Below are 13,287 nucleotides of genomic sequence, written 5' to 3' on the forward strand. Positions count from 1 at the left end.
ATGACTCCTTATTGTAAAAATGGATTATTTTCTTTTTCAAATCCAATACTTGTTTCTGGACCGTGTCCACATAGCACTGCTGTTTCATCTGGTAATACAAATAGCTTCTCTTCAATACTTCCAATTAATTCAGCAAAACTTCCACCAGGTAAATCCGTTCTTCCAATACTCATTTGGAACAATACATCTCCAGAAAATACAGCATTCGCTTCTTTACTATAATAAGAGATACTTCCTGGAGAATGTCCTGGTGTCTCAAAAATTTCAAAACTAAAAGAACTGATCGTTAATGTACCCTCTTCGTCAATAATATGATCTGCTGGTTTTGCTGTAATACTGCGGTTCATCATAAAAATTTGCGAGCCATTCACAGTTGCATCACCTAACCAATTCGCTTCTTCTTTATGTACGTATACCGGAATATGAAAAGCGTCTCTCACGGCATCAACAGCACCAATATGATCGAAATGAGCATGTGTTAATAAAACCGCAAGTGGCTTTAACTGTGCTTCCTGTAAATATGTAACAAGTTTCTCTCCTTCATGACCAGGATCAAAAATAATACACTCATTTTGATCATTCGTTAAAATATAAGCATTTGTTTGTAATGGGCCTAAAGGCATTTGTATCCATTTCATATGAAAATCTCCTCCAGTTATTTAATTTACTTTTAATGATACAACATTTCTTTCTCTTAGGAAAAGAAGGCGTGTTATCTCGACAATCATTTTTAAAACATGTACAATGTAAAAGAGTAAATATTCTAAAAACTCATCCTAAGGAATGAGTAGACAGAGGAGGATATTGTATGGGCCTTGTTATTATTTTTACGCTAGTCACTCTGTTAGCTGTATTTGCTACGCTTAGAACACTTCGCGAAAAAAACTTATTCGCGGGCGGCTTCGCTATTGCAACCGTACTTGTTTTCGGATGGTTTACAATCATGACTGTTCTATATAATGGGTACCCACCAGCTTAATCCATTTACATTTTTATTCTCCAACAAGATCTTGCATAAAAAGAGGAAGGGGGCCCCTTCCTCTTTTCATTATTCACAACTTATATCATCTTCGCCTCGTATTTGTGCTTTTTTACAAGCCACGCTCCTCCAATTACACCTGCATCATTACCAAGTATTGCAATTGCTAACTTTGTGCTCTTTACAGCACGAGAGAAAGCATATTGCTCGAAATAACGTTGAATTGGCTCTAATAGTGCGTCTCCAGCTTTAGATACGCCACCACCAATTACGATTTTCTCTGGGTTCAACGTACTAGCAAGGTTCGCTACAGCTAATCCTAAATAAGAAGCTACTTTTTCCACTACTTCACCTGCTAGTTCGTCACCTTGTCCAAGTGCTTCAAATACATCTTTTGATGTAATAAGCCCTTCTTCTGCTAACATAGAACGTAAAACACTTTCTTTATCTGTCTCTTGTATTTGTTGCATAGCAACACGTACAATACCTGTTGCAGAGGCTACCGTTTCTAAACAACCCGACTTCCCGCAATTACATGGAAAAGCGTTCTCTGTAACAACTGTAATATGTCCAATCTCACCAGCAGCACCGCTTATACCATGTACAATCTCACCATTGGCGATAACACCACCACCAACACCAGTGCCAAGTGTCATACAAATTAAATCTTTTGCTCCTTCACCAGCACCTTTCCACATTTCACCAAGCGCCGCTAAGTTTGCATCATTATCAATAACAACAGGTAATCCTGTTTCTACTTCTAGCAAGTCTTTTAACGGATAGTTTTTCCATCCTAAATTAACCGCTTCATAAATCATTCCAGATGCCACATGTACAGGACCAGGAGCTCCCATACCAATACCAATTAGCTTGCTTTTTAATTCACCTAATTCTTCTAACTTTTTATCAATAGCTTTCGCTACATCAAGTGTAATATGTTTTCCTTGTTCATTTGTATTCGTAGGGATTTCCCACTTATGTAAAATTTCACCATACACATTAATAAATGCTAATTTAATCGTTGTACCACCAAGGTCAACACCAACTAACCATTTCTCTTCCATGTTACTTACCTACCTTTATCTAATTCTTATTTAGCTCTTTTTGAATTTCTTGCTTCAATAAAAATAAAGCTGTTTGATAGTCTTGTGGGTCGATTAGCTGTGATTGATTTAATTCACGCAATTCATCTTGCATTAATTGTAAATCTGCAATTCGATCACCCGTATAAATAATCGTACCAAATTTCTTTAGCAATTGCTGAATATCATAAATAGATACCATTTCATCACCCTCTATGCTCACTTACTATAAAAAATTATAATAAGAAAACGTTCACATATTTTATTATAATCACGAAGAAAAAGTCTCGTCAATTTTTATTTGTCTATACAAGCCCATTTTTAACCATTGTTCCTTTTTCTGTAATAATTTTTTCTACATTTTTATCAAATGGCTCTACTGGAATATGTTCTACCATTTGAAAACTATAAGCTAATGATAGCGCTTTCCCTTTATAATGCACGAGATAACGATCATAATAGCCACCGCCATATCCAATCCGTTCTCCTCGCTCTGTATAAGCTACGCCTGGCACGATTTGAAGATCAATTTCATCTGCATCCACTTCTTCCGTAAGCGCTGGAATTGGTTCACGTAAATTCATATACACTGTTTCTAATTGATCAAAATTACTAATTTTCCGGAAAGACATCGTTCGTGTTCCTTTATTACACTTCGGAACAACAACTTTCTTTCCTTCTTCCCAAGCTTTTTCGATAATAGGATATGTATTCACTTCATTTTCCATTGAGAGGGTGATTCCAATTGTTTTAGCTTCAACCCACTCTTTTTGCGCATACAACGAAGCTGCAATTTGCTCTGATAAAGTTGTATACCGTTCTTCTGATAAAGAATTCATGTGTTCTATTATTTGTTTACGTAAACGTAGTTTCTCTTCTCTCACACATTTTCCCCCTCACAGTGACACTTTGCTCTACGATGATAGTGTATCACTTTTAACAGAGGAACCGAATAAAAAAAGAAACAGTAGGAAAATATTCCTACTGCTTACTTTGTTTCACGGTGTAACGTAGACTTCTTGTCACGCTTGCAATACTTTTTAAGCTCGATACGCTCAGCGTTGTTACGTTTGTTTTTCTTTGAGATATAATTACGATCTCCGCATTCTGTACATGCTAGAGTAATATTCACACGCATTCTTATTTCCCTCCAGTACTAATAACTTAAATCAGACTATACTATAATACCACTTTTAAAATAAAAATTCTACACCTTTTGATATTGTCTAATTTTTTCTATAAGATTTTTCATGTTTTCCCTTGCTATTACTGGGTTTCTAGCATGCGAATACACTAAAAATTTCGGTTGTTTTGTGTCAGAAACGATATAAGACCACTCTTTTTCGGTATATTTGAACTGTACTCCTTCAAATATACCTTCTTCCTTTCTTTCCATATCAGCCAATAATTTCCTCATTACTTTCCCTTTTTCATTCCATGAACATACAACTTCATCACAAAGTAGATAGAGCGGAGGTGATTGCTCTACTATGCTGAGAAATGTTTTTCCCTGCAATGCTATTAGCTCAAATAATTTTCCAATTCGATATAAAATATCTCGCTTCCATCTCGCTTGAAACGACTTTTTTTCATCCTGCGTATAAAATAGAAGGTAACATTCTCCTAATTTCAAAGACATCGGGTAAATATTTCCTGCCGATTCAAGTAATAAATCTGGAATATCTACCTCTTCAAAATCTGTTCCCTGGTAAATATTACTATAATTATCATATAACTCGAAATAATTTCCTTGCTCTGAAAACATAAGTGCCATATTTGCTTTACTTGATTTCATTAAGGCTTTCACATGATGCTTTTGTTCGCCCGCATAAATCCATGTAACTGTGCACCCGAGCCTTTGCAAAAAAATCATAAGTAAATGTTGTAACATATCATTTCTCTTATTAATAAGAAGATGAAACTTCTGTTTTTGTATCGTTTCAATATCAATACGCTCTAACACAGCTTCTACATAATTATTTGCAGAAACGTGAACTAGCTTATTTCGCCCCAGTTCTTTCTCAGAAGCGTAATAAAACGACTCAGACATATATACTTGTTCTATCTCTTTTTGCTGCTTATACGTTAAAAACGAGCCCTCCTTGCCATACAGTTGTATAACAATCCCTCTTTCGCTTTCCACTTGAACGAAAACTCCACCTGCACATTGCAAATTATGAATGGCATACTGAAAAAGCGACTCATTCATTTCTTTACATTCCATCGTATGAATCCCGCTGCCATGAATGGCATGGAGGAATAAATTTTTAAAGGAAGTTGTTTCTATATTTTCCTGACTTCCAATCAATATACTCTCCCCTTTGGCAAAAAGAGATCCATAAGCCATTGCAACTTTCACAATAAATTGAGGAGTAATTTCAACATTACCCCTTCCTACAATTCGGCTTTTTTGTAACCATCCTGCACTCTTTTCACTCTCTTTAACACCGGCAGAACCTACTATCGAATGACTATCTATCTCCTTATATGGCCATATTTTTCCTTTTTGCTTAATTACTGTACTTTTCCCTATATGACAATGATCCGCTACAATACTTTTTTGAAAAAGTGTAACATCATCTTCGACCATTGTATGATCTCCTATTGTTGTTTCTAACAACTCACAATTTTTTCCTATATGAGAATTTGCAAAAATGATGCTTTTTTGAAGATGAGAATGACTTGAAACGATACTATTTTTCCCGATAATAGAGTACGGTTCAATTACAGCCCCTGCACCAATCATTGCTCCTTCTCCAATAAAAGAAGGGCCATGAATTTTCGTCCCTTTTCCTATCGTTACACCTTCTCCCATCCACACCATCGGTAATACTTCTGTATATGGAATAGGCACCTTCAATTTTTTCGTCAACAAATCGAATTGAGCTTGCCGATATTGATCAAATGTACCAATATCTAGCCAATAGTCTTCTGATAAATATGCAAATAAAGCATTTTTATTTGCCAATAAAGGAAACACATCATGACTGAAATCCGAAAATTCCATGGATGGTATGTAAGAAAAGATTTCTGGCTCCATTATATAAATACCTGTATTCACAATATTAGAAACTACCTCATTCCAGCTCGGCTTTTCTATATATCGTATAATTTCTTGTTCTTTATTCATTACAACTAAGCCAAATGAGAGTGGGTTTTCTACTTCTTTCACAAACATCGTTACCATTCTCTTCTTCTGTTCATGAAATGCAATTCCTTCTGATAATTGAAAGTCAGTTAGTGCATCCCCACTAATAACAACAAATGTTTCATCTAAAAAACTTTCCGCTTGCTTAATACTCCCTGCTGTTCCAAGCGGAGGAGAATCTTCAAAATAATACAAGTTAACTCCCCACTTACTACCATCACCAAAGTATTGCTTAATGGCAGTACTCATATATTGAACTGTAATTGCAATTTCACGAATACCATGCTGACGTAATAATTCAATATTATATTCAAGAACTGGTTTTTCTAACAATGGTAACATCGGTTTTGGAGTATTACATGTTAATGGTCTAAGGCGTCTCCCTTTTCCTCCAGCTAAAATAACCCCCTTCATATACTTCAGCCTCCACTTATATAATGTTCAAGAACTCCGTATATCATTTACCCCACATTAACTGCAGTAAAAGTCCGGTTTAGTATGATCTAACAATCAGCGAGAGACAGCCCCACTAATTAAAGCCTCACTTTATAAATAAATGTACCTTTTAACTCCCACAAAAAAAGAAAGCGCTTACCATTAACTTGGTAAAATAATTAATAAAACGTAACTAACATATATGTACTTATTTTTCCATTAATTATGATACATCTTATCATCATAGACTAAAGGAAACAACGAGCTTTTTTTGTCATGTTTTGACTAAAAAAAGCAGGTGATTTCTCATCACCTACTTTTCCCCCTACTCATTCAATAAATAATGCTTTCCTTTTACTACATAAAATACATTCTCGGCAATATTTGTAACATGGTCTGCTACACGCTCAATATATCTAGCAACAAAGGATAGTTGTGTAATTTGTGTAATCGCTTCTGGTTGTCCAGGGATAGATGAAATAAATTCACGAATCGCCTTCCCATAAATTTCATCAACTGAATCATCCATTTCAGCAATTTGTTTAGCAAAAGTTAAATTTTCTTGCTCATATGCTTCTAATGCTAAATTTAACATCTTATGAGCAATCTCAAACATTTCCTCAAGATTATGCAAACTAACAACCACTTCTTTTTCACCAAGACGAATTGTTGATTTCGCAATATTAACAGCATGGTCTGCAATACGTTCTAAATCTGTCGCTGTTTTAATTGAAATGAAAATTCTTCTTAAATCACTTGCTACAGGCTGCTGCTTTGTAATAAGCATAAGCGCAAGGTCATTTATTTCCTCTTCTAAATTATCCATGCGATAATCCCCATCAATGACTTCTAACGCTTTCTCTACATCCCTGTTGTGAAGACCTTCCATAGCAATCAATAAAGCTCCACTTGCTAACTCACCAAGCTCGATCACCTTTTGCTGTAACGTTTTTAAATCACATTGAAACTGTTCTCTTACCATCATTTCTTCCCCCTCAATATTATGTGCCATTTTATATAAAGTGAAACTTTAATCAGTGTGGGGGTTTTTCATCCCCCACTGATTATTAGCCCTCACCAATCGGGCGTTTATGGGCAGCCCGACTCCCACCTAACTTCTTTGCTCCATCCGAATTTTGAGGTGGGAGTTTTACTGCCCGGCAAATAGCGGGATAAATCCCCTACCCAGCCTCTTGTATGTTTATTAAGCCTTGAGAAAAGAGAAATATTACTCCCCTATTTAAAATGAGGTAAAAATGAGAAATGCCCTCTGTTAAGAGGGCATTTACTCTTAGCCTTGCTAGCGATATCAACCAAATCGTCCTGTAATGTAGTCTTCTGTACGCTTATCTGCAGGTGTTGTAAATAATTTGTTCGTATCTGTATATTCCACAACTTCTCCACTTAAAAAGAAAGCAGTTTTATCTGAAATTCGTGCTGCTTGTTGCATGTTGTGCGTTACGATAACAATACTAAAATCTTTCTTTAACTCCTGAATTAATTCTTCTACTTTTGATGTTGAAATTGGATCTAGCGCCGATGTTGGCTCATCCATTAAAATTACGTCTGGCTCAATCGCTAAGCAGCGTGCAATGCATAGACGTTGTTGCTGACCACCAGATAAACCGTATGCATTATCATGCAAACGATCTTTTAACTCATCCCAAATAGCTGCGCCGCGCAAGCTATTTTCAACAATTTCATCAAGTGTTTTTTTGTCACGAACACCATGGATTTTCGGACCATATGCTACATTTTCATAAATAGATTTTGGGAATGGATTTGGCTTTTGGAACACCATACCCACATGCGTACGTAATTCTTCAACTGGATATGATTTATCAAATATGTTTCGTTCTCTATATTCGATAACGCCCGTAGTTCGAACGATAGGCACTAACTCTACCATACGATTTAGCGTTTTTAAGTATGTTGATTTCCCACAACCACTTGGGCCGATAATCGCTGTTACTTCATTCTCATGAATACTTAAGTTGATATCTTTTAAAGCATGGTCTTCTCCGTACCATAAATTTAAATTTTTCGTATCAAATACTATTTTTTTTGGTGCTGTCTCAATCTTTTTTTCATTTTTCACCTGTACATTTACTACTGTTGCTACCATTTGAATTCTCCTTTCATCCACTTCCAACTTATTTTCGATTTCGTAACCATAAGACAAATATATTTATAAAGAGCAACAATCCTAGCAAAACAATCATCCCAGCTGCTGCTACATACTGAAATTCTTCTTGTGGTCTACTCATCCAATTAAAAATTTGAATTGGTAAAACCGTAAATCTATCAAACATACTGAACGGAACATAATTTGCAAAGGCAAGGGCCCCAATAACTAATAATGGTGCTGCCTCACCAATTGCTCTCGATACCGCTAACGTACATCCCGTTACAATCCCTGGCAAAGCGACTGGCAATACAATTTGATACATCGTTTGCCATTTCGTAGCACCTAATCCGTAAGAAGCCTCTAGTAATGAGCTCGGCACAGTTCTAATCGCTTCTTGACTAGCTACAACAACAGTTGGTAAGACGAGTAAACTCATCGTCAGTGCCGCTGCCATTATGCTCTCTCCCAAATGGAGAGCGTATACGAAAATAGTTAACCCGAGTAAACCAAACACAACGGAAGGTACCCCTGCTAATGTTTGATTATTTAATTCAATTAACTTTTTAAAAACGGACTCCTTCGCATAATGCTCTAAATAAAGAGCTGTTCCGACTCCGAATATAAAAGAGACTGGTATAACAATGCTCATAAATAGTATTGTTCCTGACAAAGCAGCGACAATCCCAGCTTCTCTCGGATTACGTGAGGCGAAGTTTGTAAAGAAATCTATTGAAAGATAACTTATACCTTTTTCAAAAATTTGAAAAAGCAATATAAAAAGTATTACTACTGAAAACAAAATTGCTATATAAAACAAACACTTGTAAATCCGATCCTTTAAAAAACGCGATGCCATATTTTCTTGTATGTTCTTATGGTTTAACATTCGCATATTATGTCAACCTCCTAAAACGGCGCATAATATATTGCGAAATGATATTCATAATAAAAGTAAACATAAATAACGTTGCGCCTACAGCATACATGCTGTAATAAGTAATCGTTCCGTGCGGAGCATCACCTAAACTCACTTGTACAATATAGGCTGTTAATGTTTGAATAGAATGAGTCGGATCTATCGATACATTAGGTGTTGATCCAGCTGCAATAACAACAATCATCGTTTCACCAATTGCCCTGGAAGCTGCTAATATAATCGCTGCCATTATGCCCGTAAAAGCCGATGGAAACACCACTTGTTTTACCATCTCGAAACGAGTTGCTCCTAGCGCTAATGAGGCTTCTTTAATTCCTTTCGCTACAGCTCTCATCGCATCTTCAGAGAGAGACGCAATCGTCGGTATCATCATAAACCCTATAACAATACCTGGACTAATAGCATTAAAAAACTGCAAATCTGGTATAACCCGTTGTAAAAGTGGTGTGACAACTGTTAACGCGAAAAAACCATATACAATTGTCGGGATGCCTGCTAGTAGCTCTAACAACGGTTTTAATATTTTCCGAGCGCCATTCGAAGCGTATTCGCTTAAAAACACGGCACACCCTAAACCGATAGGAATTGCTACGAACATGGCAATTGCTGTTACAAGGATTGTTCCACATATAAGTGGTAATATACCGAATTTGGGATCTTCAAAAAAAGGTAACCATTCCTTCTCTGTCAAAAAAGAATACAATGATATCTTTTGAAAAAACATGATTGTTTCATTTGCCAACGTAATAATAATTCCAAGTGTCGTTACAATGGACACGCTAGCAATGGCTTTTAGTATTAACGGAACAATTCGATTGATTCGCTGCGTTTTTTTTCTTCTATTTGTATTTCTCTCAATCAAATGTTGTACAGAAAATGTAATTTGACTTTTGTCATTATGAGCCAAAGATGAAAACCCCTTTCCACCCTGACATTACCTTTTTATTTCTGTTAACATTCGCAGCTGTTCATTATATTTTTCTTTTGGTAATTTTACATATCCGACCTCTTCAGCAAGGCTTCCAACATGCTTAATCATAAACTCAACATAATTTGCTACATTAATTTTATTTCTGATAGATGCATGATTCACATACGTAAATAGCGGCCTAGATAATGGCTTATACGTACCCGACTGAATGGTCTCTTTCGTTGGAAATACACCATCCACCTGTATTGCTTTTACCTTATCTCGATTGGCCATATAATAAGCATATCCTACAAAAGCAATGGCATTTTTATCATTCATTACCCCTTGCATAATAACTTGATCGTCTTCAGACAAAGAAACCGTTTTTACAAGGCGATTATTTTGTAAGACAACATTTTGGAAATAATCATAAGTACCAGAGTCTACGCCTGGCGCATAAAATTTAACTTGTTCACGAGGCCATGATGAATGAATTTGTGACCATCGTTTCAATCTTCCATTTTCACTCCATAACAGACGTAACTCGTCTATCGTCATATTGTTTACCCACGTATTTTGACGATTCACAACAATCGTTAGACCGTCATAAGCAACCTCAAATGGTGTAAATTGAATGGATTTTTTCTGCATTGCATTTTCTTCTACCGGTTTCATCAATCTCGAAGCATTGTTTATATCTACTTCTCCTTTACTGAAACGATTAAATCCTCCCCCTGTCCCAGAAATACTAATAGAAATTTTCACGTTTGGATGGGCCTTTGTATATTCCTCTGCTACTGCCTCTATAATAGGGAAAACCGTTGAGGATCCATCAACTCTCACTTCTCCCATTTCATTTGTAGCGAATGCAGTAGACATATTAAAACAAAGGAAACATGTCGATAATGTCAAAACTTTAATCGATGCGCTCATCCATTTCACGTGTTCTTCCTCCTAGAAGTAACCGGAAATAACAGGATTACAGATATAAGAATACTGCTAAACTATTAATTCGGTTTTAATTATTTGTAAAAGTTTTGTAAAGTCCCACAAAAACAACTGTATACACAAACTTTATTTTCACTTTTGTACTTTAGATGCAGGAAATTTTCTAATCATCCATAAAGCGAAACTTTAATCAGTGGGGGTTTTGTTCATTCCCCCACTGATTATTAGCCCTCACCAATCGGGCGTTTACGGGCAGCAGGGCTCCCATCTAACTTCTTTGCTCCAGCTGAATTTTGAGGTGGGAGTTTTACCGCCCTCAAACGCGGGATAAAACTGCTATCGCCTATCACACACAACAAACTTAGAGCGTATGCACTAATCTTGTTGTGTTCATCGTTTTTGAAACTACATGTTTTTTCAATATTTTATGCTTGTCCACATTTACTAAACCATATGCGTAAGGCATAAAAAAAAGCACACTATCTTTTCAGATAGTGTGCTTTTTTTACAACTTTTTTATTCATCATCTTGATTTTTATTTTTTTTCGCTTTTTCATCTTGCGGAGCTTCACCAGTTAATGCTTGTTTTTTCAAATCAAAATAAGCGTCCATTATTTCACGACTGATATATCCATTAATCCCTGTTTTATCATCATGTACCCATGGCACAACAACAGAAAATGCTACTTCTGGATCTTCGAGCGGGGCATAACCTACTAATGTTAAGTTATATGTTTCAACACGCTCACCCTTTGCATTTCTACCAATCTCTTTATCTCCGCCATATACAGTTTGAGCTGTACCTGTTTTCCCAGCGGCTTTATACGGTGCACCTGCAAAGTATTTTGTAGCTGTACCACCTGTATCGTTAAACACTTGTCTAAATCCTTCTTGAACACGTTTAATTTGTGATTCAGGCATATCAACACGATTTAATACTTTCGGTTCCATGGATTGAACAACTTTTCCAACTTCCTCTGGCTTCGCCGATGGCTGACGAATTTCCTTTACAACTTGGGGTTGCATACGATATCCACCATTTGCAATCGTCGAAATATATTGCGCTAATTGAAGCGGTGTATACGTATCATACTGCCCGATTGATAAATCTAATAAGAAACCTGGTTGATTTCCTTTACCTATTTGACCAGCTGTTTCATTTGGCAAATCAATTCCTGTTTTCACACCAAGTCCAAACTGACCAAAATAGTAACGCATAGTATCGAACGCACTTTTCGGAATATCTAACGTACCGCCTCGTACATATGGAACCCCAGCGATATTCATCGCTGTTTTAAACATATAAACGTTAGAAGACATTTTTAACGCTGTCAGGTCATTAATATACCCCATCGTTTTCCAAGATGACTTCGTAGGTGTCCCTTTTAATTTAATCGGTTCATCATACTGTACAGCTCCAGGCTGAATCGCACCAGTTTGATATCCAGTAAGTACTGTCGCGCCTTTTACAGTTGAACCCATCGGATAAGAACTTGTCATCGTTCCTAATGCAAAATCCTCTACTTTCGTTTCGCCGTCTTTATTTACTAATTGTTTCCCCGCCATAGATAAAACTTCACCATTTTTCGGGTTCATCATTACAACGAATGCACGGTCTAAAAGAGGCTCGCTCCCTTTAAATCTCATTAAGTTTTTTGTAAGAATTTCTTCTACGCGCTTTTGTAATTTCATATCAATCGTTAAATTCAGATCGTTACCTCGTTGTCCTTGTGAGACATTAATAGTTTCTAAAATATTACCGTCTTTATCTGTAACATTTCTAACTTCAGCTTTTGTGCCGTGTAAACTATCTTCGTACTGTTGCTCAAGGTAACTTTTTCCTACGCGATCGTTACGATTATAATCACGAACAAGATAGTGATCTAATCTTTCTCTCGGTAACCCTTCATCAGAAGAAGTTACACCACCAAGTACACTTCGGAACATATCGTCATACTTATATTTTCGCTCCCAATCAACATTTGTATCTACACCTGGTAATTTCGCTAAATTTTCACTAATAATCGCGTATTCTTCCGGTGTTGCATTTTTTTTAACGATTTGCGGCGTCATTGCATATCCGCTTTCCATCTTACTTTTGATCGCCAATATTTCTAAATCTTTTGCTGACAGTTGATTAATCTCTTCTTCTGTTACACGATTTCGTTGACGTTCATCTAGTTCTTTATCGTCAATTTTATTCGCTTTAAACTCTTCACGATCTTTTTTTGTGATTTTTGCTTTTGCTTCTGCTTCTTCTTTATGTAAAGCAAGCCAATAATCTTTCTTATCGCGATCTGTTAACTTATCTGTTGGGACTTCAATTAAATCTGCTAACTTTTTCGCCGTCTCTAAGCGATCTGCTGCAGTTGACCCCTTCATTTTTGTAAATGTAATTGTACGAATAGGCTCATTATCTACGACCGCTTCTCCATTACGATCAAATATTTTCCCGCGTGGTACAGGATTACTTATCGTTGAGTTTTCTTTTTTCTCAACTTCATTTTTATATTCCTCACCACGAACAATTTGTACGTATCCAAGCCTTACAATAACCGCGGAGAACATTAAAAACACGCAAAAAAACAACACGTTTAACCGAAAAGGAACGTGGGTCTTTTTCTTTTGTTGTTTCTGCTTCTTGCTCATACAAACCCCCTCTACCAACAGCTATGTAATGTGAAAGGGACACCTTCATACAGGTGCCCTCACTGCTGTCT

Annotated in this window: 13 protein-coding genes; 1 reads left to right on the top strand and 12 read right to left on the bottom strand. The window is 36.4% G+C overall.

Translation table 11 applies throughout. From position 1 onward, the window contains the following. Positions 1-8 precede the first annotated feature (8 nt). Positions 9-638 carry an MBL fold metallo-hydrolase gene (locus tag JFT95_RS18955; RefSeq protein ID WP_002034035.1) on the bottom strand — a complete coding sequence of 210 codons (630 nt, stop codon included), beginning with the start codon at positions 636-638 and terminating at the stop codon, positions 9-11. Positions 639-808: 170 nt separating this feature from the next. On the opposite strand from JFT95_RS18955, the gene JFT95_RS18960 reads away from it, so the two are divergent. Beyond that, positions 809-979: a DUF2759 domain-containing protein gene (locus JFT95_RS18960; protein WP_002034036.1), complete on the top strand. Its 171-nt coding sequence runs from the start codon at positions 809-811 to the stop codon at positions 977-979. Positions 980-1,059: 80 nt separating this feature from the next. Here JFT95_RS18960 and glcK read toward each other — a convergent pair whose 3' ends face one another. The 11 genes from glcK to JFT95_RS19015 all read right to left on the bottom strand — a co-directional run bounded on the left by glcK (position 1,060) and on the right by JFT95_RS19015 (position 13,216). Continuing rightward, the gene (gene glcK / locus JFT95_RS18965; protein WP_002034037.1) at positions 1,060-2,043 is read right to left on the bottom strand and encodes a glucokinase; all 984 of its coding nucleotides are present in this window, start codon (positions 2,041-2,043) and stop codon (positions 1,060-1,062) included. Between the two features lie 19 nt (positions 2,044-2,062). After that, positions 2,063-2,263, bottom strand: a complete 201-nt coding sequence (locus JFT95_RS18970; protein WP_000253699.1) for a YqgQ family protein — start codon at positions 2,261-2,263, stop codon at positions 2,063-2,065. Between the two features lie 103 nt (positions 2,264-2,366). After that, on the bottom strand, positions 2,367-2,945 hold the full coding sequence (locus JFT95_RS18975; RefSeq protein ID WP_201052963.1) for a 5-formyltetrahydrofolate cyclo-ligase: 579 nt from the start codon (positions 2,943-2,945) through the stop codon (positions 2,367-2,369). A 104-nt stretch (positions 2,946-3,049) separates the two neighbouring features. After that, complete coding sequence (gene rpmG / locus JFT95_RS18980; protein WP_001265616.1) at positions 3,050-3,199, bottom strand: 50S ribosomal protein L33; 150 nt, start codon at positions 3,197-3,199, stop codon at positions 3,050-3,052. A gap of 69 nt (positions 3,200-3,268) precedes the next feature. After that, on the bottom strand, positions 3,269-5,623 hold the full coding sequence (locus JFT95_RS18985; protein ID WP_201052964.1) for a sugar phosphate nucleotidyltransferase: 2,355 nt from the start codon (positions 5,621-5,623) through the stop codon (positions 3,269-3,271). Positions 5,624-5,969: 346 nt separating this feature from the next. After that, positions 5,970-6,626 carry a phosphate signaling complex protein PhoU gene (gene phoU, locus JFT95_RS18990; RefSeq protein WP_002015145.1) on the bottom strand — a complete coding sequence of 219 codons (657 nt, stop codon included), beginning with the start codon at positions 6,624-6,626 and terminating at the stop codon, positions 5,970-5,972. Positions 6,627-6,953: 327 nt separating this feature from the next. Next, positions 6,954-7,769, bottom strand: coding sequence for a phosphate ABC transporter ATP-binding protein (pstB, locus tag JFT95_RS18995; protein WP_002088644.1), 816 nt, complete (start codon positions 7,767-7,769; stop codon positions 6,954-6,956). Between the two features lie 28 nt (positions 7,770-7,797). Continuing rightward, a complete protein-coding gene (gene pstA, locus JFT95_RS19000; RefSeq protein ID WP_002088645.1) occupies positions 7,798-8,664 on the bottom strand; it encodes a phosphate ABC transporter permease PstA in 867 nt (288 codons plus the stop codon). A 1-nt stretch (position 8,665) separates the two neighbouring features. Beyond that, positions 8,666-9,616: a phosphate ABC transporter permease subunit PstC gene (gene pstC, locus JFT95_RS19005; protein ID WP_002088646.1), complete on the bottom strand. Its 951-nt coding sequence runs from the start codon at positions 9,614-9,616 to the stop codon at positions 8,666-8,668. Positions 9,617-9,643: 27 nt separating this feature from the next. Next, positions 9,644-10,561, bottom strand: coding sequence for a PstS family phosphate ABC transporter substrate-binding protein (locus tag JFT95_RS19010; protein ID WP_002138359.1), 918 nt, complete (start codon positions 10,559-10,561; stop codon positions 9,644-9,646). 522 nt (positions 10,562-11,083) lie between these two features. Continuing rightward, positions 11,084-13,216, bottom strand: a complete 2,133-nt coding sequence (locus tag JFT95_RS19015) for a peptidoglycan D,D-transpeptidase FtsI family protein (RefSeq protein WP_088040158.1) — start codon at positions 13,214-13,216, stop codon at positions 11,084-11,086. Positions 13,217-13,287: the final 71 nt, after the last annotated feature.

It is taken from the genome of Bacillus sp. TH17 (assembly GCF_016651125.1).
Lineage (GTDB): Bacteria > Bacillota > Bacilli > Bacillales > Bacillaceae_G > Bacillus_A > Bacillus_A mycoides.

What these genes read in the sequence shown, in the direction of transcription:
- JFT95_RS18955 (WP_002034035.1), bottom strand. Translation starts at nt 638, where the DNA reads ATGAAATGGATACAAATGCCTTTAGGCCCATTACAAACAAATGCTTAT.
- JFT95_RS18960 (WP_002034036.1), top strand. Translation starts at nt 809, where the DNA reads ATGGGCCTTGTTATTATTTTTACGCTAGTCACTCTGTTAGCTGTATTT.
- glcK (WP_002034037.1), bottom strand. Translation starts at nt 2,043, where the DNA reads ATGGAAGAGAAATGGTTAGTTGGTGTTGACCTTGGTGGTACAACGATT.
- JFT95_RS18970 (WP_000253699.1), bottom strand. Translation starts at nt 2,263, where the DNA reads ATGGTATCTATTTATGATATTCAGCAATTGCTAAAGAAATTTGGTACG.
- rpmG (WP_001265616.1), bottom strand. Translation starts at nt 3,199, where the DNA reads ATGCGTGTGAATATTACTCTAGCATGTACAGAATGCGGAGATCGTAAT.
- JFT95_RS18985 (WP_201052964.1), bottom strand. Translation starts at nt 5,623, where the DNA reads ATGAAGGGGGTTATTTTAGCTGGAGGAAAAGGGAGACGCCTTAGACCA.
- phoU (WP_002015145.1), bottom strand. Translation starts at nt 6,626, where the DNA reads ATGGTAAGAGAACAGTTTCAATGTGATTTAAAAACGTTACAGCAAAAG.
- pstB (WP_002088644.1), bottom strand. Translation starts at nt 7,769, where the DNA reads ATGGTAGCAACAGTAGTAAATGTACAGGTGAAAAATGAAAAAAAGATT.
- pstA (WP_002088645.1), bottom strand. Translation starts at nt 8,664, where the DNA reads ATGCGAATGTTAAACCATAAGAACATACAAGAAAATATGGCATCGCGT.
- JFT95_RS19015 (WP_088040158.1), bottom strand. Translation starts at nt 13,216, where the DNA reads ATGAGCAAGAAGCAGAAACAACAAAAGAAAAAGACCCACGTTCCTTTT.